This is a genomic window from Sphingomonas sp. (genome assembly GCF_039595165.1).
In the GTDB taxonomy this organism is placed as follows: domain Bacteria; phylum Pseudomonadota; class Alphaproteobacteria; order Sphingomonadales; family Sphingomonadaceae; genus Sphingomonas.
This window is the reverse complement of the sequence record NZ_JBCNMA010000001.1, coordinates 69,950-93,478: the sequence shown is the minus strand read 5'-3', so window position 1 is coordinate 93,478 and position 23,529 is coordinate 69,950. Positions and strand designations below refer to the sequence as shown.

Sequence of the window (23,529 nt, the reverse complement as noted above, 5' to 3'; positions counted from 1 at the left end):
GTCTCTTTCGTGGAAGGCGGATCGGGTCGAACGGGGCGAGGCGCTGGCTCGCGCGGCGGCTCAGCCATGCGCGCGCGCCATGATGCGGGCGAGATACTGCTCATGGGTCGGCGCCTTGAGCACCTGTTCCCGCACGAAACCGAGCATGCAGCGAAGCTGTGCCTTCACCTCGTCGGGCGGGGTGCGGTCGATCGCGGGCGGATAGCTGTCGGGCACGATACCGTGGCCGATGAACAAGGCGCGCCAGCTGTCAGGGTGGAAGCTCTCCTCCTCGAACGAAGGCACCTCGCCGCGCGCCCGGAACAGGTCGATCGCATGCGCCACCGCTCGCGGCCGCGGCGCCGCGCGGCCCGCCGCCCAGAAGCGGCCCGCATATCGCGCCAGCGCATAATGTGCCGACTGAAAATCGCGCACTCGCTCGAACGCTGCATGCATCACGCGGTTATACTCGGCACGCCGGGCGGCGAAGCCGCCCATGGCGGCCGGGAAGCTCGCGAGCAGGTGCACCAGCCCGAGCTGGATCGCGTGCAAGTCCACGCTGTGCACCGGGTCGAACACGCATGCGGCCTCGCCGATCGCGATGCAGTTGCGCCGCCACGCCGTCCGCCGGCCGGGGTCGAGCGGCCGGACGATCGCGTCGTCCAGCGCCAGCCCGCTTGCCGACCGGGCACGGTCCAGCGCCTCGTCATCGCTGCACGTGCTCGAGGCATGGGCCTGCACGACGTGCGTGTGCGCGGTCGCGGGATGGAGCGCGGTCCACCCGCCTTCCCACGCGCGGATCTCGGCATAGACCGGGATCGGCGCGATGCCTGGTCCGCGCGCGGCGAGCATGCGATCGGCGGGAAACTGCGCGCGCCAGCTTTCGCGTGCCGGGTCGATCGCCGTGATCAGCGTCGCCTCGGGGCCAGTCGCGTCAACGAACACATCCCCCCCGATCCGCCCGTTCCCCGTCGCCAGCGCAACGATGTCGCCGCGATCCGGATCGAGCACGGGCCGCACGGTCTCAGCCGAATGGATCACGACGCCGGCCTTCTCCGCCAGCGATCTCAGGCTCTGCGCATAGGCGCGCGCCGGCAAATGATAGCCATAGTCGCTGCGGCCATAAGTCTCGGTCTCTTCGCCCGGGATCAGCAGCCGGCCCTGCCGTGCGGCGGCAGCAGCGAGCGAGAATTCCTCCAGCGGAACCGGCAACCCGTAACGGCGCGCCTTCAGCCAATAGGCGAAGAAATCCCCGCCCGCGATCGGCGCACCGGCCCCGCCATAGGCGTGGAGGAAGGCCGGCACCCTGCCCGCCGCATCGGCGAAGTTCTGGCCGAGCGAGAAGCAGCCGCCGACGCTGCGCAGCAACGCCGCCTCGTCGAGCCCGATGCGGTTGTGCAGCGCCTCCAGCGGCGGGAGCGTGGGATAGACATCAGCGGGGCCGTGCGCGCCAGGCAGCTCGACCGCCGCGACCGTGACGCCTGCCGGCTCCAGCGCACGCGCGAGCACCACTGCGCTCAGCCACAGCGCCGCGTCGCGCCCGGCCACGACGATGCGCGTCGGCAGGCTCATCGCGCGCGCTCCAGTTCGGCGTCGCCGCAATGGCCGGCGAGAAACGCGGCATGCGAGCCGGTGTCGATGGCATTGGCCGCGATACGCGCGCGCAGATCGCTCAGCCGCGCTTCGAGCTGATCGAGCGGGATGCGGTCCGCCAGCGGGTTCCAAGCGCGCGGCAGCACCCCCTGCCCCTCCAGCACCGCGAGCCAGCTGTCGCGCGAGAACAGGCCGAGCTTGTAGCCGGGCGCAGCGGCGCATTCTTCGAACAGCGCGATCTTGTGCGCGAGGCTGTCGGGCAGACTCATCGCGCGGACATGATCCCAGAGCGGCTCGCCGATGCGCGCATTGGCGGCATAGTGGAGCACGATGAAATCGCGCACGCGGTCGTAATGAACCTCGAACAGCCGGTTGAACTCGGCGGCGAGGCGCGGGTCGATGCCGGTCGCCCGCGTCGGCATCAGGCTGGCGAGATCGGTGACCGCGGCCTGGATCAGGAAGATGCTGGTGGATTCGAGCGGTTCCAGGAACCCGCCGGCCAGGCCGATCGCGACGCAATTGCCTGCCCATGCCCGGGCGCGGCGCCCGGCCCGGAAGCGCAGCAGCCGCGGTTCAGCGAGCGCGGGCGCGTCGATCGCCGCCATCAGCGTGGCATATGCCTCGTCCTCCGTGCAGAAGTCGCTCGCAAAGACATGGCCGTTGCCGGTGCGGTGCTGGAGCGGGATGCGCCAGGTCCAGCCCCCGCGCTGAGCCGTCGCGCGGGTATAGGGGGTGAGCGGCGCGACCCGCTCGCACGGCACGGCGAGCGCGCGGTCGCACGGCAGCCAGTGGCTCCAGTCGCACCAGTCAACACGCAGCGCCTCGCCGACGAGCAGCGAGCGGAACCCGCTGCAGTCAATGAACAAATCGCCGGCGATCATCTCCCCGGACTTGAGCGTCAGGCTCTCGACATGGCCGCCGGCCATATCGCAACCGACTTCCATCACCTGACCTTCGATCCGCGAGGCGCCGCGCGCGGTCGCCCAGTTGCGCAGGAAGGCCGCGTAAAGCCCGGCGTCGAAATGATAGGCATAGGCGTAGGTGGAGCGGATCGATTTCGGATCCTGGTCGGGCGGCTCGAACCCGTTCGCCCGCGCCAGCGCGATCGCATAGCTATAGTCCTGGAGCGATCCGACATTCCGCCCCGCCAGCCGCGCGCGCGCCCAGCTGTGCTGGAAATCCACCCCGGCCCAGGGTTCGCCGAACGTGCCGAACGGGTGAATGTAGCGGCCGCCGGGCCGGTTCCAGCCGACGAACTCGATGCCCAGCTTGATGCTGCCGCGCGTGTCGCGCAGGAACTCCGCCTCGTCCAGGCCGAGCATGTCGTTGAACGTCTTGATGTGCGGCAGCGTCGCCTCGCCGACGCCGACCGTACCGATCTCGTCGGATTCGATCAGGGTGATGCAATAGTCGGCCGGGTCGAGCAGCCGCGCCAGACCCGCCGCGCACATCCAGCCCGCCGTGCCGCCACCCAGGATCACGATCCTGAACTTGTCGCGGGAAGATGGCGGGAGGTTCGCCTGCATCTGCATGCCTCGACCGATCAGCGGGAGAAAAAGGCGCCGCCGCGACAGCTCGCAGCGGCGCCAAGGGAGAGCCTAGAATTTGAACCGTGCGCCGAACTGGAACCGCCGATCGACTCGGTTCCAGGCGGAGTCGAAATATTTGGGCGCGGCACCGGGCATCTGTGGCGAATCCCCGAAGATCTGCTGCTGATAGACGGTGGTGGTGTTGAGCAGGTTGCTCCCCTCGATCGACAGCTCGAGGAAGTCGGTCGGAGAGACGCGGAGCGACGCGTCGAGGAACCCCGCCGCCTTCTGAAACACCGGAAAGCCGATGCAGCAATCGAGGTTCTGGGTCAGGTAGCGCGACCGCCAGTTATACGCGATACGCAGGCCGATCGGCCCCTTCTCATACAGCGCCATCGCATTGAACGTGTGCGTCGAGATGCCGGCGAGGCGCCGCGAGTCGATCACGAAGCCGCTGCCGCCCAGCGCTTGCTGCCCCGCGCCGAACGCCCCGATATCGCCGCTCGAAGAGGCGGTGATCAAGTTCGAGTTGCGGATCCCCGACTGGTGGACATAGGTATAGTTGAGCTGCGTGCCGAGGCCGCTGAGCCAGCCGGGCAGGAAATCGAAGAAGGTCTGATAACCGACCTCCGCCCCCATCAGCCTGCCGCCCTTCTTGACGTTGCTCGGCCCGTTGATCTGCACGGTCTGGGTCGAGGCGCCGTTGGGGATGGTGCGCGTGAACTGGCCGTAGGAAATGGCGTTGTGCAGCTGCTTGTAGAACAGGCCGATCGTCAACGAGGTGCTGGGGCCCATATAGCGTTCGAACGACAGGTCGAACTGATCCGCGCTCAATGGCTTCAATGCCGCGTTGCCCGAATTCGCCGCGAACACGAAGTTGTAGCCGACGACATTGGCCGCGGTCTTCGGCGCGGTGGGGGAGTTGAAGACGATGTAGGGCGAGTCCGGCGTGGTGTTGATCAGCAGGTTGTTGATCGCCAGCGTGTTGCGCAACAGGCCGATGTCGGGCCGCGAAATCGCCTTGGAATAGGCGAAGCGGACGAAGTTCTTGTCGTCCAGCCCGAACCGCAAATTGACGCTCGGCAGCCAGTCGGTGCGTGAGGAGCGGAAGGTGTCCGGCGTCGCGGCGCCGTTCGCGAATGCGCGGATCGCCGGGGTCAGGTAACAGCTGATGTTGACGATGTTGTTGCCCGTCAGCGGCGCATTACAGGCAGGCAGGCCGTCGAAGAGGGTCGCCGCCGGAAACGCGATGCTGCCGATGCTGTCCTCCTCGGTGCGCACCACGCGCAGGCCGACATTGCCCGTCAGCGTGACGCCGCCGAACAGGGTCTTGTCGTTCCCGCCGAAGCGCAGCATGGCATAGGCCGCCTTGGTCCGCTCGCGGACCTGCATCACCTCGCCCGGCGTGAAGCAATCGTCCACCGTCGCCTCGGCACGGTCGCAGATCGCGGTATAGCCTGTGCCGAGCGGCGAGTTGGTCGCGGCGCCGCTCAGCGACGAGATCAGCCGCGGGAAGTTCCGCAGCGTCGCGCGGTTGAGATAGACCAGCGGCCCGTTGGGATAGGACTGCCCGTCGTAGAAATCGCCCAGGCTCGCCGATTCCCAGATGCCTGCGCCATAGCCCCGGAAGGGCGCGTGGCCGGCATTTCCGGCGCAATTGCCGGTGTCGGTCGGATAGGCGCCACCGGTCGTATTGTCGATGTTGAAGCCCGGCCCGTTGCAGTTCCAGCTCGCTGCGATCGGGGTCCAGTTGAAGGTCGAGTAGCGCACCTTCTGGCGGCGATTGGCGTAGCGCACGCCGACCTTGAGCGAGTCGAGCCAGCCGCCGTCGGCGAATTCATATTCCGCGTCGCTGCGGAAGGCGAAGGACTGGGCGTCGTTGTCCTCGACATGGCCCTGGATGAAGGGGAGCCAGTAATTGTGCGGGTTGGCGAGCCCCCCACTCGCATAGTTGACGTTGGACCCCGGCAGCAGCTCCACCCGCGGCGTGCCGTCCTTGTTCACGCTATACTGCATATTGGCCATCGACCCGGTCGCGACCAGGACGTCGTTGTTGTAGGTCGAGGCGTCGATGAACTGCACGTCGGCGCTGAGGTGAAGCCGGTCGGTCGGGTCCCAGCGGATGTTCGCGGAGAGGTCGCTCGTGCCCTCCTCATGCGCGAAGTTGCGCGCCTCGTTCTGGAAATAGAGGCCGTTGCGGGGATCGGCTCCGCACACGCCGGCGCCGCAATAGTTGACGAACGGCATCCCCGGAACCGCGGAGCCGGCGTTGATCGCCGCCTGCACGCTCTCGAACGTGCCGCTGAAGCTGCCGTGCGGCTGAGTGAGCAGGCCCGACCGCAGCATCCCGTCCGGCCCGAAGGTCAGGCCGCTGCTGCCGGCAAGCACGGAGCCCGAGCGCGGATTGAACGCGCGCGTGCCGAAGTAATTGCCGTCGAAGATCGTGTGGCTGGCGCGCTCGAGCCAGGCATTGGTGTAGTGCGAGTCGACATACTGCACCGTCGCCTTGAGCGTACCGGCGTTGTTCTCGAACTGCGCCGCGCCGGCGATGCCGCGACGCTTGCGGTCGTAGTCGACCTGCGAATAGCGGATGCCGTCGGGCGCATAGGCCCAGCCGCTGCCACCGAACGGGTTGGCGGTGCACGGGATGGTGCCATCGGCGGAAACGATCGCAAGGTCCGCCGTACCAAAGCCGGCGCTGCAGTAAGTGTCGATCTTGTCCATAATGACGCTCTCGGTGCGCGTCACCACATGGCTCTCGGCATAGTTGCCGAGGATGCCGAAGCGTCCGATCCCCGTCTCGACCGAATAGCTCACCAGACCTGAGAATTCATGCGTCCAGCGCTCGGATCGGTCGCCATAGTTGGCCTTGACGCTGCCGGTCACCACCAGCCCTTTCTGATCGAGCGGCAGGCGCGTGCGCAGGTTGACGGTGCCGGCGATTCCGCCCTCGATCATCTCCGCGGTCTGGTTCTTGTAGGAATCGACGCCCGCCAGCAGCTCCGGGGATACGTCGTTGAACTGCAGGCCGCGCGCCGAGTCGGCGGAGAAGCTGTCGCGGCCGTTGAACTCGGTGCGCACTTGCGTGAGGCCGCGGATCAGCACGCTGGTCGGCTCGCCCGACGGGTGGGTGCTGTCGTCGGCGGACTGGAGCCGGCCGACGGTGATGCCGGGCACGCGCTGCAGCGCCTCGGCGGCCGACTTGTCGGGGAAGGCGCCGATATCGGTCGCGGTGATCGAATCGACGAAGGTGTCGGCGTTCTTCTTGATGTTCTGCGCAGTTTCGAGCGCGGCGCGGACACCGATGACAACGATGTCGTCGCGTGGCGCGTCTTCTTGCGGAACTTCGCCCGAGGACGATTGCTGTGCGGCCGGCGCGCCATCCTGGGCCTGTGCTGCGCCTGCCAGCGCGATGATTGCGAGCGCCGCCAGCGATACGCCGCCGCGCAAAGCGGCATGACAGCCGCGACCCCAGTCGGTTCCCTTCATCCCATCCTCCCCATCACCGCCCCTTCGGGGTCGGCCTGCTACCAGCGGACCTGGGCACAATGTGCGGCCCAACTCATCTGTCTTGCGCAATTTTGCGTAAACTACGCAAAGAGGCAAGCACAATTTTGCACGACACATTCCGCGCATATGAGTGCACGTTATTCCTATTAATATCAGATATATATCTAATACCAGCTCAACACTGGCTCACCCTGATTCCCGGCGATCCACTGAATTCGATTGCAAGTAATGCAAATATTTGCATACAGGGGACGATGCGAGGCAGACTTCTCTCTCTTGCGCGCGCCGAATCGCGCGACGTCGCTGCGTCAGGCCGCGTCGCGCCGAGGGATCGCGAAGGTGCACAGCGCCGCCAGCGCCAGGGCGGCGGCGGAAAGGAGCAGGGCGGAGATCGCCTGCCCGTGGAACATCTGTCCGACCAGCGGGCCGAGCACCGTCGCCGCGACCAATTGCGGCAGCACCAAGAACATGTTGTGGATACCCATATAGACTCCGGCCTTGCCGGGCGGCACGGCACTGGCGACCATGGCATAGGGGATCGACAGGATCGCCGCCCAGGCGCAGCCGAGCCCGAGCGCGGACAGCCACAGCATCCGCGGATCGTCGATGACCGCGAAACCGAGCAACGCCGCCGCACCGGCGATCAGGCAGAAGGCATGCGTGGCGCGCCGTCCGATCCGCGCCGCGATCGGCGGGAGCAGGAACGCGCCGACCGCGGCGACTCCGTTATAGCCCGCGAACAGGATACCGACCCAGTCCGCCGCCGCGTGATAAGCGGGCGAAGCCGGATCGGCGGTGCCGTAATGGCGCGCGGCGACCGCGGGCGTCGCGTAGATCCACATCGCAAACAGGCCGAACCAGGTGAAGAACTGGACGATCGCGAGTCGTGCCAGCAGCCGGGGCATGTGCAGGATGTCTTCGACGATTTCGAGCATGCCGAGCGAACGTCTGCCCCGCCGGCGCAGCCACACCGCAGCGAGCTGGGCAAGCCCGAAGACCATCGCCATCGCCGCAAGCAGGTAGATCTCGCGCTTGCCCCCGGCGAACCACGCGGCCAGCCCCACCCCACCCCCGCCGAGCAGCCAGCCCATCCCACGGCGCGCCAGCGCCGCGGCGCCGGCCGCAGTCGGGATGACATGCGCGGCCGTCTGCTCCGGACCGACGCGGGCCGGGTGCTCGGACGTCGTCAGCACCGACCATCCCACCGCCAGGAACAGGCAGACGCCGCCGATGTAGAATGCCGCGCGCACCGACATCGGCAGCACGCCCGGCTCGGCATGCGCGCTGACCGCGAACCAGTTGGTGAGCATCCAGGGCAGCGCCGAGGCGAACACCGCACCCAGCCCGATGAAGAACACCTGCATCGCGAAACCGGTGGTGCGTCGACCCTCGGGCAGCTTGTCCGCGACGAGCGAGCGGAACGGCTCCATCGCGACGTTGATCGACGCGGTCAGCAGCCACAGCAGCAGGCTCGCGCTCCACAGGCTCTGCGCATTGGGCATCGCGAACAATGCCAGGGCGGCGAGCGAGGCACCCACGAAGATAAAGGGCCGCCGCCGCCCGAAGCGGCCCGAGGTGCGGTCGCTCAGATGACCGATCAGCGGCTGGATCAGCAGCCCCGCCGCGGGGCCCGCGATCCACAGGATGGCGAGCTCGTCGATATTGGCGCCGAGCGTCTGGAAGATGCGGCTCGTGTTGACGTTCTGCAGCCCCCAGACGATCTGCACCCCGAACAGGCCGAGGCACATGTTCCAGATCTGCACGAAGCGCATCGGCGGAGGATCGGCGCCATCGGCGCCGGCATGCTCCCCGCGTGCCTCTCCCCTTCCTTGCAAACTCACACTTTCGGTGCGTTAACCCCGCCGGTGCCGGCGAAGAGGTCAATTTGAGGCGAATGAACAGCACGGGCAACAACAATACGACGCTCGAGGATCTGGCACGGCTGGCCGGCGTCTCGATCTCGACCGTCTCGCGCGCACTCAACGACCATCCGTTGATCAGCACGCGGACCAAGCAGCGCATCTGGGCGCTGGCGCGCGATCACGAATATCCGTTTCGCCGCCACATGCCCGCCGCGCCGATCGGGGCGGAGGGGTCGATCGCGATCGTCACGCCGCACATGCGCGGCGGCCCGCTGCCGCTCTCCCATCCGTTCTTCCTCGAGCTCCTCGCCAATATCGGCGAGGCGGCGCGCGCGCGCGGCTGCGACTTCACCGTCAGCCATACCGCGCCGACCGACTATGACGACCTCGTCTCGGTGGTCACCACCAGCCGCGCGAGCGGCGTGATCTTCCTCGGCCAGAGCATGCTGCACGAGGAGTTCAACCGTCTGGCGGCGACCAATGCCCGCTTCGTGGTGTGGGGCGCGCGCATGCCGGGACAGGCCTATGGCACGGTGGGATCGGACAATCTGCTCGGCGGGCGCCGCGCGACGCTGCATCTCGCGCGGCTGGGGCGGAAGAAGATCCTGTTTCTCGGCGGCAGCGATCCCGAGGCCGAGCAGCGCCGCCGCGGCTATCTGGAGGGGCTCAAGGAAAGCGGGCTCGAGGTGGATCCCAAGCTCGCCGCGCAAGTCGAGTTCGAGCTCGAATCCGCCGAAGCCGCAGTCACGCGGCTGCTGCGCCGGCACATCGCGTTCGACGGCATCATCGCCGCGAGCGACCTGATCGCGCTCGGCGCGATCCGCGCGCTGCGCCGCGCGGGCCTGTCGGTGCCGCACGACGTGTCGGTGGTCGGCTATGACGACATGCTGCTCGCGCGCCTCAGCACCCCGGCGCTCAGCACGATCCGGCAGAACACGGAAGAGGCCGGGCGGAAGCTCGTGTCCCGGGTGCTGGATCCCAACCCCGATCATCAGCCCGAGCACCTGCCGACCGACCTGATCATCCGCGAGTCCTGCGGCGGCTGATGACAGCGACTACTCGTCCCCATCCACGAGGCGCGCAGGCCGTTAGCTTGCAACCCAGGGCCAACTTTGACGGCGCAGGAATGCGCGTCTCCGGCCGTCAACTGCGCCTTCGCCGGCACGGCCGGTAGATCACGATCCTGAGAGGCTGGTTCTCGATTCCGCCGTCTGCCGGACGATCGACGCCCGGCATCGATGCCGGAGGTACGCCGCGCGCATCACCGCATCGCGCCGACGTCCGCACGCGCGTCGCGTATCGAACTCAGATAAAGCGTGTCGCGAGGCGACCCCGCGACTCGGAAGGGAGCACCGATGACGGCTCATGGAGATTCCCCAGAACGGCACCGGGTGGTCGTCGTCGGCGCCGGGTTCGGCGGGTTATGGGCCGTGAAACGCCTGAAGGGCGCGCCGGTCGACATCACCCTCATCGACCAGCGCAACCACCATCTGTTCCAACCGCTCCTGTATCAGGTGGCCACCGCATCGCTCGCCCCGTCCGAGGTCGCCTGGCCGATCCGATCGATGCTTCACGGCCGCCGCGACGTCAGCACGATCCTGGGCACGGTGACCGGCGTGGATCCGGCAAACCATGCGGTGCACCTCGCCGACGGGAGCGAGGTGCCATATGACACGCTGGTCCTCGCCACCGGCGCGCGCCACGGCTATTTCGGCCATGACGAATGGGAAACGGTGGCGCCGGGCCTCAAGACGGTCGAAGACGCCACCGCCATCCGCAGCCACATCCTGCTCGCCTTCGAGGAGGCGGAGCGTGAGACCGATCCGGCCCGGCGCGACGCCTTGCTCACCTTCGTGATCGTCGGCGCCGGTCCGACCGGGGTCGAGTTGGCTGGCACCATCGCCGACCTCGCGCACGACACGCTCCCGCGCGAGTTCCGCGCGATCGACACGCATCAGACCAACGTGCTGCTCGTGGAAGCAGGGCCAAAGGTCCTGAACGGCTATCCCGACGACCTCTCGGCCTATGCGAAGCGAGCGCTGGAGAAGCTCGGCGTCGAAGTGAGCCTCGGCGCCGCGGTGACGCAGATCGAGCGCGGCGCGGTGACTTTCGGCGATCGGCGCGTCGCGGCGCGAACGATCATCTGGGCGGCAGGCGTGCGTGCTTCGCCGGCGGCGGAATGGTTGGGCGCGCCGGCTGACCGGAACGGGCGGATCATCGTCGCGCCGGACCTCAGCGTTCCCGGCCATCCGGATATCTTCGCGATCGGCGACACCGTGGCGGTGACCGCACCGGACGGATCGCCGGTGCCGGGCATCGCGCCCGCAGCGAAGCAGGAAGGAGCCTTCGTCGCCAAGGCAATCCGGCGGCGGCTCGCGGGAAGCCCCGAACGACCGCCGTTCCGCTATCACCATGAAGGCAGCCTCGCCCAGATCGGCAAGCGCCAGGCCGTGATCGATTTCGGCTGGCTGAAGCTGCGCGGCGCGATCGCCTGGTGGCTATGGGGGATCGCGCATATCTATTTTCTGGTCGGAGTCCGCTCCCGGCTGAGCGTCGCGCTCAACTGGCTGTGGATCTACACGCGCAACCAGCGCAGCGCGCGGCTCATCACGCGGTTCGAGGGCGAGCAAGCGGTCGACTGAGGCTCAGCTTGCTGGCGCGAGGATCGCCGACAATTCTTCCGGGGACGTGACCAAGCCCTTCTCGGTCAGGTAACCCGAGACGAGCGCGGCCGGGGTGATGTCGAACGCAGGGTTGCGCGCCGGCGAGACCGAGGTCGCGACGCGACGCAGGACACCGGCGTCGTCGGGGCCGCTCACGAAGCGTACTTCGTCCGCCGACCGCTCCTCGATCGGCACGCTCGCGCCGTCGACGGTAGCGGAATCATAGGTGCTCGACGGCAAGGCGACATAGAAGGGCACGCCGTGCGCCGCCGCCGCCAGCGCTTTCAGATAGGTGCCGACCTTGTTGCAGACATCGCCATTGGCGGTCACCCGGTCGGTGCCGACGATGACCATGTCCACCTCGCCACGCTGCATCAGCAGGCCGCCGGCATTGTCGGTGATGAAGCTGTGGGGCACGCCGTGACCGGCCAGTTCGAAGGCGGTGAGCGCGCCCTGGTTGCGCGGCCGGGTTTCGTCGACCCAGACGTGCAGCGGGACGCCCTGGTCGTGGGCGAGATAGAGCGGCGCGGTTGCGGTGCCCCAATCGACCGTCGCCAGCCAGCCGGGATTGCAATGCGTCATGACGTTGACCGGGCCGTCTTTCGCGCGCGCGAGTTGCTCGATCAGCGGCAGTCCCGCCTCCCCGATCGCGCGGTTCGCGGCGACATCCTCGTCGCAGATCGCAGCGGCACAGGCATAGGCGGCGGCAACGCGCTCGGCCGGCGCGAGCGGGCGCACCGCGGCATGGATGCGCTCGAGCGCCCAGCGCAGGTTGACCGCGGTCGGGCGCGTGCGCAGCAGCGCGGCGAACGCCGCCTCCAGTGCCATGTCGGACGGATCCTCGCGTAGCGCCAGGGCAAGGCCATAGGCGGCCACCGCGCCGATCAGCGGTGCGCCGCGCGTCGCCATGTCGGCGATCGCCATGGCCGCATCCTCCATGCGTGCCAGGCGCAGGGGCTCGACCGACCAGGGCAAGCGGCGCTGGTCGAAGATGCCGACGCTCCACCCGTCCGGTTCGAGCCAGATCGAGCGGGTCGCTTCGCCTGCGATCTTCATGCCGGAATATCCTCAGCCAGGATGGTCGCGAAGCTCGCCGCGACGGGGTAGGACACGTCGGCGGGCGCATCGCCACGCGCGAGGAGGATACCCGGCATGCCTGCTGCGTGCGCCGCGTCGAGCTCTTCCGCCACGTCGGACAGGAACAGGATCGCATCCGCCGGCAAGCCGATCTCGCGCGCGATCGCCGCATAGGAGCCGGGCTCGCGCTTGCCGCCTACCGCGGTGTCGAAATAGCCGGCGAAGAGCGGGGTCAGGTCGCCATGATCGCTATGGCCGAACAGCAGCTTCTGCGCGGCGACCGAGCCCGAGGAATAGACGTAGAGCGCGATCCCGGCCGCATGCCAGCGCCGCAGTCCGTCGACCGCATCGGGATAGACATAGCCGGAGAGCGCGCCCGCGGCATAGCCGTCCGCCCAGATCATGCCCTGCAGCGTCTTGAGCGGTCCGATCTTGCGATCCGCGTCGTGCCAGGCGAGCAGCTGCGCGATGCAGCTTTCCACGTCCAGCTCCGGATCGCCCGCCTCCTGCCGAACCCCTTCCAGCACTGGCGCGACCGCATCGGGGTTGGCGCGCACGAAATCGGCGAGCCGCGCGCGCGCATAGGGGAACAGCACCTCCGCCACGAACGCGATGCTCGAGGTCGTGCCCTCGATATCGGTCAGGATCGCCCGGACGTTCACGCGGCGCCGTCATAGTGCGGGATCGCTTCGGCGATCGGATCGCCGGTGAAGCGCGCGACCCAGCCGTCGGGCGTGGTGAACAGGCGGATCGCAGTGAAGCGCGGGCGCTTGCCGGTATCGAACCAGTGGCGCGTGCCGGCGGGCAGGACGATCAAGTCGCCCGCCGTGCATTCGAGCGCATGCACCGTCCCGCCGCTGCGGATGTAGAACAGGCCCGATCCTTCGACGAAGAAGCGCACCTCGTCATCGTCATGGACGTGCTCGGCCAGGAACTTGGCGCGGAACTCGGCGCGCTGCGGATGATCCGGCGTCAGCCGTGCCACGTCCCACGATTGATAGCCGCCGCGCGCCTTCAGCCGCTCGATCTCGTCCGCGAAGGCGGCGAGGATCGCCGCGTCGCTCGTATCGTCGCCGAGCGACGCGGCGTCCCAGTGCTCGAGATATACGCCGGTCGGCGCCAGCGCCGCGACGATCGCGTCGCGATCGGTGAGGTCGTGCTGCGCCGCATGCGGGGCGGTGTCGTGATAGCCGGTCAGCCTGGTCATCGTTACGCTCCTTGCGCCTTCGCGGCTTCCCATTCGCATGCCAGCAGATATTCGCTGCCCTCGGCCACCGCTTCGGCCGCCGCCATCGTCGGACCCCAGGCATAGAGCCCGTGTCCGCGGATGTAGAAGGCGGGCAGCAACGCCGGCTGCGCGGCGAGCAAGGTACGCAGCTCCTCGGCCAGCGCCGTCATGTCCTGGCTGTTCTCGACCAGCGGCATCGCGACATCGACGGCATGGGTATCGATGCCGGGATAGACTTTCAGCAGCTCATAGCCGGACAGAACGATCGCGTCCGCCTCGGCGAGCTTGCGGCTGAGCACGACCCCCGCGATCGAATGGGTATGGAGGATCGCGCCGGCCGACGGGTCGAGCTCGTAGATCAGGCAATGGAGCAGCGTCTCGGCAGAGGGCTTCTTGGCGTCGAGCGGGGCGCCGCGGGCGTCCACGCGCATGATCTGTGCCGGCGCCAGCCGCCCCTTGTGCGCGCCCGAGACGGTGACCGCGAGAGTCCCGTCCGCCAGCCGCATCGAGTAATTGCCCGCGGTGGCCGGCGCCAGGCCGCGCTGGTCGAGCCGGTTGCCCGCGGCGATGATCGCGTCGGCGGCTTCGGCGAAGCTGGTCACGCGACCGCCCGGCGGAACACGGCGAGCCGTTCGATGGCGGTGTCGAGCACGGCGCTTTCCTTCGCGAAACAGAAGCGGAGATAGTTGGTCTCGGCACGCTCGACATAGAAAGCCGAGACCGGGATCGCCGCGACGCCGGCTTGATCGATCAGCTGATCGGCGACCGCGAGATCGTCCGCGGGCAGCCCTGAGCCGGCGAGATCGACCGTCACGAACCAGGTGCCACGCGCCGGGAGGACGCGGTAACCGGCCTCGCCGAGGCCGGCGACGAGACGGTCGCGCGCAGCCTCGAACCGCGCGCGCTGGGCGTCGTACCAGACCAGCGGCAGGGCGAGCCCCTCGGCCACTGCCCATTGCAGCGACGGCGCTGTGGTGAAGGTGAGGAACTGGTGACGCGCGGCGATCGCGGCGGCGATCGGGGGTGCGGCGACCACCCAGCCGACCTTCCACCCGGTCAGCGCGAAGATCTTGCCCGCCGATCCGATCTTGACCGCGCGCTCGCGCAAGCTCGAGATATGCAGCGGCGAGACGTGCGGCGCGCCGTCCAGCAGGGTCGCCTCCCACACCTCGTCGCACAGCAGGAACAGGTCGTGACGCTCACACAGCGCGCCGACCGCCTCGAGCGTCGCCATGTCGATCGCGGTGCCACTGGGGTTGTGCGGCGTGTTGAGCACGATCAGCCGCGTGCGCGGCGAGATCGCGGCCTCGAGCGCTTCGAGGGGCAGCGTCCAGCCCGGCGGCTGGAGATCGATCAGCCGCGCGGTCGCGCCGACACGCTCGACCAGCGGCAGGTAGGAATCGTAGAGCGGCTGGACGAGGATGACCTCGTCGCCCGGCTCCAGCAGCGCGAGAAAGGTGGCGGCCAGTGCCTCGGTGCCGCCGGAAGTGACCACGATCTCCTCATCCGCGACCGTGAGCTGTTGCGTCCCGCGGTAATAAGCGGCGATCGCGTCGCGCAGCGTGGGAAGCCCGCGCATCGGCGGATACTGGTTCGACCGCTCGCGCACCGCGCGCGCGGCGGCGTCGAGCAGCTCGGCGGGCTCCGGAAAATCGGGAAAACCCTGGCCGAGATTGATCGCGCCGCGGGCCTGCGCCCGGCGCGATGTGCTCTCGAAGATCGTCGTCGAAGGGGAAATGGCAATTCGTCGGGTCACGTCCATCCTCCCTTCCGGTTGCGAGATGACGAGATCATGACAGTGGCTTGCGCGCGACGGAAGCGAAATGGCGACGCCGCAGCCCGCCGCCGATGGCGTCGCGGTCGCGAATCGTGCACATTGCGGCCATGTCAGGGGAAGCGGCGGCGCGCTGGTGGTGAAACGATGCGGTCGCGCCGCGCTGCAGCGAATCCCGCGCCTTCGCCGCCGGGATTTCGGCTGAGCCATGGCCGATCGAAGCGACGATCCGGACGCAGACCTCCTTGCCGGCGCGCTCGCCGGCGAGCGCGAGGCGTTCGGCCGATTGCTCGAGCGGCATTACGATCGCATCCATGGCTTGGCGTGGCAGCTGACCGGATCGCGCGCCGACGCCGACGATATCGCGCAGGACGTTTGCTGCACGCTGGTCGAACGGATCGGCAGCTTCCGGGGCGAGGCCAGGTTCACCACCTGGCTGTGCGGCATCGTGTTCAACGCGTGCCGCGACCTGCATCGCCGCCGCCGGTCGTTCAGCGGCTTCGCCCAGCGGTTCGCGGTGGTTGCAGGGCTGGCGCCAGGGCCGGATGGGCGCGACCTTCACGATGCGATGTGGGTGAAGAGCGCGATCGCCCGCCTGCCCGCGGCCTATCGCGACACGGTCGTACTGGTCGCCGGCCAGCAGCTCACCCATGCCGAGGCGGCGGCGATCATGGGCGTCGCCGAAGCGACGGTGTCGTGGCGCATGCACGAGGTGCGGCGGCTGCTCGCCGGACGGCCGGACACAGACGCCTGAAGCCGCTTCGAAAAAATCTCCAACCCTCTCCAAGGATTTCCCGACGCGGCGCGTCGAAGGGAAATGCGGACGATATCGCCCGCTACAACCAAGGGAGAGAATCATGCCCCGTTTGCCTCAGGTGATCGCGACCGGACTGGCGCTGACGTTCGTCGCGTCGTGCGCCGGCGCCGACAAGCCACTGTCTTCGACCGGCGATCCCGTCGCGCAGGAGGCGAAGGAAGCACAAGCCGCATCGGACATCGTCGTGACCGGCACGCGCATTGCCCGCCCGGACCAGCGCGCTCCGACGGCGGTGACCCTCGTCGCGTCACCTTCGGCCCCGCCGCCGCCCACCCTCGCCAGCCGTGCCTATGCCCCCCACGCCGAGCGCTGGCCGGGCCGTCCCTATTATCGCGATACCGGCCGCGACAAGTTCACCACCACGGCGCAAAATGCGTTCAAGATCGCCCGCGAGGAGCCGGTGTCGACCTTCTCGCTCGATGTCGACACGGCGTCCTATTCCTTCGTCCGGGCCTCGCTGAACCAGAATGTGCTGCCCCAGCCGGCGGCGGTGCGGACCGAGGAGCTGGTCAACTATTTCCCCTATGACTATGCGCCGGCCCGCGCCGCGGCCGAGCCGTTCAGCACGCATGTCGCCGTGTTCCCAAGCCCGTGGTCGCCCGGCCGCAAGCTCGTCCGCATCGGCGTGAAGGGCTTCGAGATCGCGCGCGCGACGCGGCCCCGCGCGAACCTCGTCTTCCTGGTCGACACCTCGGGGTCGATGAACGCGCCCAACAAGCTGCCGCTGGTCAAGCAGTCGCTGGCGATGCTGCTCGAGCAGCTCGACGGCAACGACAGCGTCGCCATCGTCACCTATGCCGGCACCGCCGGCACGGCGCTCGAGCCCACGCCGGCGAGCCGCAAGGACCGGATCCTGGCGGTGATCGATCGGCTCGGCGCGGGAGGCGGCACCGCCGGGGCCGAGGGCATCCGCCAGGCCTATGCGCTCGCCGCGCAGAATTTCGATGCGAATGGCGTCAACCGGGTGATCCTGGCCACCGACGGCGACTTCAACATCGGCATCACCGACCAGAACGAGCTCAAGGGTTATATCGAGCGGGAGCGCGGCAAGGGCGTTTTCCTGTCGGTGCTCGGCTTCGGCATGGGCAACTACAACGACGCGCTGATGCAGGCGCTCGCGCAGAACGGCAACGGTGCCGCCGCCTATATCGACACGGTCGGCGAAGCGCGGAAGACGCTGGTCGACGAGGCGACCTCGACGCTGTTCCCGATCGCCAAGGACGTGAAGATCCAGGTCGAGTTCAATCCCCGCGCGGTCGCCGAGTATCGCCTGATCGGCTATGAGACGCGCCTGCTCAATCGCGACGATTTCGACAACGACAAGGTCGATGCGGGTGATGTCGGATCGGGCCAGACGGTGACGGCGCTGTACGAGGTCGTGCCCGTCGGCGGACCGCGCACGATCGGCGACCTACGCTACGGCATCCAGGTCGGCGCACCGCGCTGCCCGGGTTGCGGCGCCGAGGAGCTCGGCTTCGTCAAGATCCGCTATAAGCTGCCCAAGTCCGACACGAGCCGGCTGATCTCGACCCCGATCGACCGGCGGGTGCAGTACGCGCGGTTCGAGGACGCGCCGCAGGATGCGCGCTTCGCCGCCGCGGTCGCGGGCTTCGCCGAGCTGCTCCGCGGCGGACGCCACAACGGCGCGCTGACCTTCGACGACGTGCTCCGCATGGCGAGCGCGGCGCGCGGCGAGGACGGGTTCGGCTATCGTTCCGAATTCCTCCAGCTGGTGCGCACCGCGAAAACCGCGCGCTCGATGGCGGCGCTGGAACGATGATGACGGAGGGGTGCCGCAGCGCGGCGGCGGTACCCCGCTGTCCGCGCGAAGGCCGCGCGATCGTGCTTTCGACCGGGCGGGGATTGCCGCTATAGGTCGACCCATGCCCGTACCCAGCCTTCATCGCGCGCCCGGCTCCGGCACTCGCCGACAGGTTGGTCGGGAGGCTTGAATGGACCAGGATGATCTCTCCGGCCTGCTGCCCAAGCCCCCGCCGCCGCGCCCGGCCCGGCGCGACGCGGCGATCGCGGCGGCGATGCGGCGGTTCGACGGGGTTCCCGATGCACCCGCCGCCGAGCCGGAACGCCCTCGCGCGCCGCGATGGAAGGCACGGTGGGGACAGATCGGCGCGTTCGCTTCGATCCTTCTCGTCGCGGTGATCAGCATCCCGATGGCTCTTGAGACGCCGCCCGGACGGCCGCCCGCCGCTCAGCCGCCCGCCGCTCAGCCGGACGTCCGCGCCGTCGAGCGTCAGGCGAATGCCGGCGCGCCACAGCCCGTGGCGACCAGCGCACCGGCTCCCGCGGCGCCCGCCTGGAAGCCCGGCGCGGCGCCTTCCGCAACGGCCGCGACCGCTCCGGCGCCGAGGACGGACCAAGCCGCGGCACGCGGCGAAACGGCGCAACGCGAAGCGCCGACCTCAGGGTTCGAGGAGGCACCGCTTGCGAGCGCCGCACCTCCTGCCCCGCCTGCACCTGCGCCTCCCCCGCCTGCGGCGCCGAGAGCCCCCGCGCACGTCGCCGAGGCAAAGCAAAGCGCGCCTGCGCCGGAGCCCTCGATCGTCGTGACGGGCAGCCGGGTGCGCCGCCCTGAGATGGCATCCGCGTCGCCCGTCACCGCGGCCGGTGAGGCGAACGTGGCGGACGGCGACGACATCGTGGTTTCGGGGGCCAAATTGTCCCGCGCGCGTGCTGCCGTCGCGCGGCGCGGCGACTGGAATGCCTGCACGGTTAACGACCCCGAGCAGAGCCTGCGCGGCTGCAGGCGCCTGGTGAATCCGGCTGCGAAGGGCGCCGCAGGCATTGCCGCCGCGCGGCTCGCCGATGGGCTGGCGTTGGGCTGGCGGCAGGACTGGGACCGCGCGATCGACGCGTTCGACCAGGCGATCGCGCTGGACCCGAAACTCGCCTTCGCCTATCTCAATCGCGGGCTCGCCCATCAGCGCAATGGCGAACTGGCCCGCGCTGCGGCCGATCTCGACCTGGCGGTGCGCCATGCGCCGCAAGCCGCGCGGGGCTATTACAATCGCAGCATCGTCCGCCAGCAGCGCGGCGACGCGAAGGGCGCCACGGCCGACGCCAAGCGCGCCGCGAGGCTGGATCCGCGTTACGAAGCCGTACTGGAATAGCCGCGGCATGCGAGGAGCGGCGCGATGCAGATGGTATTCATGGCCGGCGGCCTGGTTCACGCCTTTCGGAAGAGACCGTGCGCGCGCCCAAGCCGATGGTCGAGATCGGCGGCAAGCGTATCATCCTGCACGTCATGGACATCCATTCGCGCTACGGCTTCACCGATTTCGTCGTCGCGTGCGGCTACGAGATGCTGCTCATGAAGAAGTTCTTCCACGATCTTCACTTCATGACCAACGACTTCACGGTCGCGATCGGGAACGGACGGGTGGCATCGGCGAGTATCTCGGCCGTATCTTCCGGCAGGTCGAAGGACGGCCGCGGCCGATCGTCGAGGCGGAGATCGGGCGCGCCGGACCGCATCCGCTGCGCGCCGTCACCTACGGCGTACGCGACGAGATGCGCGGCTGATCAGCGGGACACGTAAAGGCGGACACTGTCGGCATCCTCGACCTTGCGCAGGGAGAGCGGGACCATGCGATAGCCCCGTTCCCGGGCGAACGCATCGAGCGCCGCATCGGTTTTCCCCTCCATCCCCGTCAGGATCGCCGCCGGCGGCCGTGCGCGCAACATCGCCGGGATCTCGTCGGGCGTGACGAAATAGTCATAGTGCCGCCGTTCGTTCGCCGGCACCCATTGCGCGGCGCGAACCTGGAACTGTCCGAGCGCGAAGTGCGGGTAGACCGGCAGATGTCCTTCCTCCACGTGAATCGGGGACAAGGTCGCCACCGGGCCGTCCACGCCCCGTTCCTTCATCAGTGCGGTGATCGCCGCCCCATCGCGCGCAACCCGGAAGCCCGTCCACCCGCTGGCATTGGTCACTCCGGCGAGCGAAGGCAGCAGTAGCGGCGCACCTGTGACCACCGTCAGCACCAGCACCGCCGCCACCAGTGGCCACGCGAGATTACGCCCCGGCGTATCGAGCGCGCTGAACAACAGGCCGATAAGAACGATGGCGAAAGGTAGCGGCGGCGTGAAATATTGCGGAAATGACGGACTCGGCGCGAAGGAGATGACCGTCCCGAACGTCGCGAGGCTGGCGACCAGCAGGTGCGGCCAGCGCACCGCCAGCGTCTCTCGCCGGACAACGGCGATCGCGACGAACGACAATAGCAGGACCAGCATCAGCATCGGCACCCCCGACAGCCACAGGCGATGCGTCAGCAGCAGCTTGCCGGCGATACCAATCACCTTGGGATCAGCTGGATCGGGATGGGCCGCCCAATAGGCGAGCTGCGGCCCGCGATGCGCGCTGAACACATGCGCGATGAACCCCTCGGGATCGGCCAGCGCATAGACGATGGATGGGAGGCCGCCGATGATCCCGCCGATCAGGAGCGGTAGCGCCACCCGCGTCAGACGATTGCGCAATGGCAGGTCCGGCGGCACCAATAGCGCGGCCACCCCGAACGGGATCAGCAGCACGACATAATTGGCCTTGAACCCCGCTGCGACGGCGAGGAGGAATCCGCTCGCCAACGCAAGCACCGGCGAGGGCCCGCTCCGGTCGGCGGCGCGCAGGAACAGGAAGAGCCCGAACAGCATGAAGGGCACCGGCAGAAAATTGTTGGTTGCCGTCATCCCGGTCGCGTTGAGGAACATCGGATTGAGGACGAGCAGTGCGAGCATGAGCCCGCCGATCAGCGCGCTTCGCACATAGGCGCGCGCGATCAGCCACAGCGCGGCGATCGTCGCGATCCAGGCGGCGGCGGTCAGGAGCCGGCCGATCAGCAGATAATGCGTATCCCCGAACAGCGCGAAGGCTCCCGCATAGAGCAGCGCGATGTTGGGCAGGTGGGTGAACCCGATTCCCGAATAGAGCGGATAGTCGCCGAACAGGACTCCCGCGGAGACGTAGAATTGCTCATCGTGCTGCAACGGATAGGTCATGATGCGTGCGAACAGTGCGAGCAGGCACAGCGCGCCGGCGGTGATCGCGGCGGTTCGCCACGGCCGGCGGAGCGCACCGGGCCATGCTCCCGCGCGGGAATCAGATTCTTCCCGGACCGCAGTCTTCAACATCATGATCATCCCCGCCGTCTATGGATGCATGGATACTCCGAAGCGGCTGCTCGCGCGGGTGGGCAGGAGGAGTACCCCGAGGGTTCCCCCCATCGTCGCGCCGCCCGGTGCTAGAGCGGAACCGTGTCCGGCCCGCCCGGACGCCAACCGGGAGCCGAAGCCGCCGTGGATTGCGCCAGTTCGTTCTTCGCCGCCGCGCCGGAGCGGATCACCACTCGTGACGAGGCACGCTTCTTCGGCTTGCTCAAGACCGCGAACAACACGTTCAAGCGCACCGAGCCGTGCCGACTGGCGAAAATCGACGCGGCGCTGGTCGCGACCCTTGCCGCCCATGACAGCCCGCTCGGCGACGTGCTCGACCTCGGCATCTCGTCGGGCGTCACCACGCTCGAGCTGATGGAAGCGTTGCGTGCCGCCGGGCATGCAGTGGAGGTGACCGGCACCGACCGGTCGGTGCGGGCGCGGCTCGTTACGCTTCCCCATGGCTGCCGCGCGCTCGTCGAGCTCGACGGCCACGTCCTTCAATATGAGGTGTTCGGGCGCGCGGTTCGCCCGTGGGAACGGCGGCTCGACCGCTGGACCGGGATGGCCGTCCTGCGCTCCCTCGTCGAACGGCGACTGCGTGAGCCCGCCATGGCGCGCGCCGCGGCCGGCGAAGGCCAGGAAGTCGCTTTGCTGAGCCCCCGGCTGCGGCACGCCGGCGCGTTCCGCTGGCACGAGGACGACATCACGCGCCGCAACCCGGCCTTTGTCGCGCGGTTCGACCTGGTGCGCGCGGCGAACCTGCTCAACCGCCATTATTTCGAGCCGGACGCGCTGCGCGACGCCGTCGCCAACACGATCGCCTATCTTTCCGGTCAGGGGGCATGGCTGCTCGTCCTGCGCACGCATGGCGCATCCGACCATCGCGGCACACTGTTCCGCATGGACGAGGCGCGGCGGCTGTCGGTGGTCGAACGCCACGGTCCGGGATCGGAGGTCGAGGATCTGATAATGGAACTCGCCGGCTGATCTAGCGCACCGCGCGACCCGCCAGCCGGGACTCGTGGGCGTAGTTCAGGAATTCCTCGAGATTGGCCCAGCCATTGCCGTCCCTGTCGCTCCACGCATCGTTGCGCGCCGGGTCGAGCCCGTGGTGACGTTCCCAGGCATCGGACATCCCGTCGCGGTCCGCATCGGCATAGGGGCTGCCTGCGCGCAGTGCCGGAAGGACGTGGTTATCGCGGCCGATCTTGCCGGCCCGCGTGCGGACCTCCTCCGCGATCCGCAGGTCGACCGCATCGCGCGGAAACGCCCCTGCCCCGCCGAGCACCTGCGTATAGGCCGCTCGCGCGTCGAGCACCGTGCTCTTGAGCGGGCAGACCGGCGCAGAGACGAACGCCTGCTGCGCGATCGGCGCGAAGACCACGCGATCGCCGTCGATCACGTTCCCGGTCTGATAGATACGCGCGCTTCCGGTCGAGCCGACCAGCGGCCGGTCGATGGCATAGGCGCGTCCCGCGGTACTCGGTCCCTGCCTGTAATAGTTGCCGACGATGTTCGCCGGCGTGCCGCCATAGCTCTCCCACACTTCGGTGAACTGCGAGCTCGCATTGTACAGCACGTTGTTGATCACCTCGACGCAGGAGCCGGGCGGAAAATTCACGTCCGGGTTGCGGTCGCCATTGTGCGCGCAGAGGTTGCGGACGAAGCTTAGCTGTTGGGGCCCCTTGGGGTCGCTCGACAGCAGCGCACACTTGTCGTGGCGCGGCACGCCCTCGGCGAAGATCGACCAGGAGATGGTGATCGCATCGTTCTGCGCATAGCCGCCGACATTCTCGTCGAGCGCCCAGGACGCGCTGACATGGTCGAGGATCACGTTGCGGCTGTTCTCGATGATGAACGCGCTGTTGGCGCCGCGCTGCTCACCCGGAAGGTCGGTGCGCACGCGGATGTGGCGGACAATGACGTCATGCGAGTTCTTGACGACGAAGGGCGTGAAGGCCTGCTTGCCACCCGAATGGGTGAGCAGGATGCCGTCGCCTGGCGCGGTCTCGCCGGCGATGGTGACATAGGGGTGCACGATGATCGGCCGTTCGCGGACATAGCGGATCACGCCGGCCACGCGGAACACGCAGACGCGGGGACCCACCGCCTCGATGCACGCGCGAAGCGAGCCCGCGCCCTCGTCGGCGAGCGTCGTCACCGCGATGATCCGCCCGTCACGCCCGCCGCGTGCGAAGCGGCCATGGCCTTCGGCGCCCGGGAACGCCAGCCGGTCCGCCTGCGCCACGCGCGCCAGCGGACGCTCGACGATCGGCTCGTCATCGGCTGCCTGACACGATGCGGTCATCGAGCAGGACAAGA

General features: G+C 68.4%; 19 protein-coding genes. 7 read left to right on the top strand and 12 right to left on the bottom strand.

Annotated features, from left to right (window positions below; all coding sequences use genetic code 11):
- Window positions 1-60: 60 nt before the first annotated feature.
- The 4 genes from ABDV68_RS00355 to ABDV68_RS00340 form a co-directional block, all read right to left on the bottom strand.
- The gene (locus tag ABDV68_RS00355; protein ID WP_343517652.1) at window positions 61-1,551 is read right to left on the bottom strand and encodes a tryptophan 7-halogenase; all 1,491 of its coding nucleotides are present in this window, start codon (window positions 1,549-1,551) and stop codon (window positions 61-63) included.
- On the bottom strand, window positions 1,548-3,104 hold the full coding sequence (locus tag ABDV68_RS00350) for a tryptophan halogenase family protein (RefSeq protein WP_343517651.1): 1,557 nt from the start codon (window positions 3,102-3,104) through the stop codon (window positions 1,548-1,550). Before ABDV68_RS00350 ends, ABDV68_RS00355 begins: the two co-directional genes overlap by 4 nt.
- 66 nt (window positions 3,105-3,170) lie before the next feature.
- Window positions 3,171-6,590: a TonB-dependent receptor gene (locus ABDV68_RS00345; protein WP_343517650.1), complete on the bottom strand. Its 3,420-nt coding sequence runs from the start codon at window positions 6,588-6,590 to the stop codon at window positions 3,171-3,173.
- 329 nt (window positions 6,591-6,919) lie between these two features.
- Window positions 6,920-8,383: an MFS transporter gene (locus tag ABDV68_RS00340; RefSeq protein WP_343517649.1), complete on the bottom strand. Its 1,464-nt coding sequence runs from the start codon at window positions 8,381-8,383 to the stop codon at window positions 6,920-6,922.
- A gap of 122 nt (window positions 8,384-8,505) precedes the next feature.
- Between ABDV68_RS00340 and ABDV68_RS00335 the strand changes: the two genes are divergently transcribed.
- Together ABDV68_RS00335 and ABDV68_RS00330 are read left to right on the top strand one after the other, a co-directional pair.
- Entirely contained in the window at window positions 8,506-9,519 is a 1,014-nt protein-coding gene (locus tag ABDV68_RS00335; protein WP_343517648.1) for a substrate-binding domain-containing protein, read from the top strand.
- Between the two features lie 309 nt (window positions 9,520-9,828).
- Entirely contained in the window at window positions 9,829-11,115 is a 1,287-nt protein-coding gene (locus tag ABDV68_RS00330; protein ID WP_343517647.1) for an NAD(P)/FAD-dependent oxidoreductase, read from the top strand.
- 3 nt (window positions 11,116-11,118) lie between these two features.
- Here the strand turns inward: ABDV68_RS00330 and mtnA are convergent, their stop codons facing one another.
- The 6 genes from mtnA to ABDV68_RS00300 are packed head-to-tail and all read right to left on the bottom strand — an operon-like array spanning window position 11,119 to window position 15,516.
- Window positions 11,119-12,192, bottom strand: a complete 1,074-nt coding sequence (mtnA, locus tag ABDV68_RS00325) for an S-methyl-5-thioribose-1-phosphate isomerase (RefSeq protein ID WP_343517646.1) — start codon at window positions 12,190-12,192, stop codon at window positions 11,119-11,121.
- Entirely contained in the window at window positions 12,189-12,875 is a 687-nt protein-coding gene (mtnC, locus tag ABDV68_RS00320; protein ID WP_343517645.1) for an acireductone synthase, read from the bottom strand. Before mtnC ends, mtnA begins: the two co-directional genes overlap by 4 nt.
- Entirely contained in the window at window positions 12,872-13,420 is a 549-nt protein-coding gene (locus tag ABDV68_RS00315; protein WP_343517643.1) for a cupin, read from the bottom strand. The genes mtnC and ABDV68_RS00315 overlap by 4 nt, the downstream gene beginning before the upstream one ends.
- 2 nt (window positions 13,421-13,422) lie before the next feature.
- A complete protein-coding gene (locus ABDV68_RS00310) occupies window positions 13,423-14,043 on the bottom strand; it encodes a methylthioribulose 1-phosphate dehydratase (protein ID WP_343517642.1) in 621 nt (206 codons plus the stop codon).
- A complete protein-coding gene (locus ABDV68_RS00305) occupies window positions 14,040-15,203 on the bottom strand; it encodes an aminotransferase (protein WP_343517641.1) in 1,164 nt (387 codons plus the stop codon). The genes ABDV68_RS00310 and ABDV68_RS00305 overlap by 4 nt, the downstream gene beginning before the upstream one ends.
- A 28-nt stretch (window positions 15,204-15,231) precedes the next feature.
- Complete coding sequence (locus tag ABDV68_RS00300) at window positions 15,232-15,516, bottom strand: hypothetical protein (protein ID WP_343517640.1); 285 nt, start codon at window positions 15,514-15,516, stop codon at window positions 15,232-15,234.
- Between ABDV68_RS00300 and ABDV68_RS00295 the strand changes: the two genes are divergently transcribed.
- The 4 genes from ABDV68_RS00295 (at window position 15,502) to ABDV68_RS00280 (ending at window position 19,588) form a co-directional block, all read left to right on the top strand.
- Entirely contained in the window at window positions 15,502-15,969 is a 468-nt protein-coding gene (locus ABDV68_RS00295) for a sigma-70 family RNA polymerase sigma factor (RefSeq protein ID WP_343517639.1), read from the top strand. The genes ABDV68_RS00300 and ABDV68_RS00295 overlap by 15 nt on opposite strands.
- Window positions 15,970-16,072: 103 nt before the next feature.
- On the top strand, window positions 16,073-17,812 hold the full coding sequence (locus ABDV68_RS00290) for a VWA domain-containing protein (RefSeq protein WP_343517637.1): 1,740 nt from the start codon (window positions 16,073-16,075) through the stop codon (window positions 17,810-17,812).
- 172 nt (window positions 17,813-17,984) lie between these two features.
- Window positions 17,985-19,160, top strand: coding sequence for a tetratricopeptide repeat protein (locus ABDV68_RS00285; protein ID WP_343517636.1), 1,176 nt, complete (start codon window positions 17,985-17,987; stop codon window positions 19,158-19,160).
- A gap of 77 nt (window positions 19,161-19,237) precedes the next feature.
- The gene (locus tag ABDV68_RS00280; RefSeq protein WP_343517634.1) at window positions 19,238-19,588 is read left to right on the top strand and encodes a hypothetical protein; all 351 of its coding nucleotides are present in this window, start codon (window positions 19,238-19,240) and stop codon (window positions 19,586-19,588) included.
- On the opposite strand, the gene ABDV68_RS00275 is transcribed toward ABDV68_RS00280, so the two are convergent.
- Window positions 19,573-21,192, bottom strand: coding sequence for a hypothetical protein (locus tag ABDV68_RS00275; protein ID WP_343517633.1), 1,620 nt, complete (start codon window positions 21,190-21,192; stop codon window positions 19,573-19,575). The genes ABDV68_RS00280 and ABDV68_RS00275 overlap by 16 nt on opposite strands.
- A gap of 114 nt (window positions 21,193-21,306) precedes the next feature.
- On the opposite strand from ABDV68_RS00275, the gene ABDV68_RS00270 reads away from it, so the two are divergent.
- The gene (locus ABDV68_RS00270; protein WP_343517632.1) at window positions 21,307-22,194 is read left to right on the top strand and encodes a hypothetical protein; all 888 of its coding nucleotides are present in this window, start codon (window positions 21,307-21,309) and stop codon (window positions 22,192-22,194) included.
- Between the two features lies 1 nt (window position 22,195).
- On the opposite strand, the gene ABDV68_RS00265 is transcribed toward ABDV68_RS00270, so the two are convergent.
- Window positions 22,196-23,515, bottom strand: coding sequence for a pectate lyase (locus tag ABDV68_RS00265; protein ID WP_343517631.1), 1,320 nt, complete (start codon window positions 23,513-23,515; stop codon window positions 22,196-22,198).
- Between the last annotated feature and the right edge of the window lie 14 nt (window positions 23,516-23,529).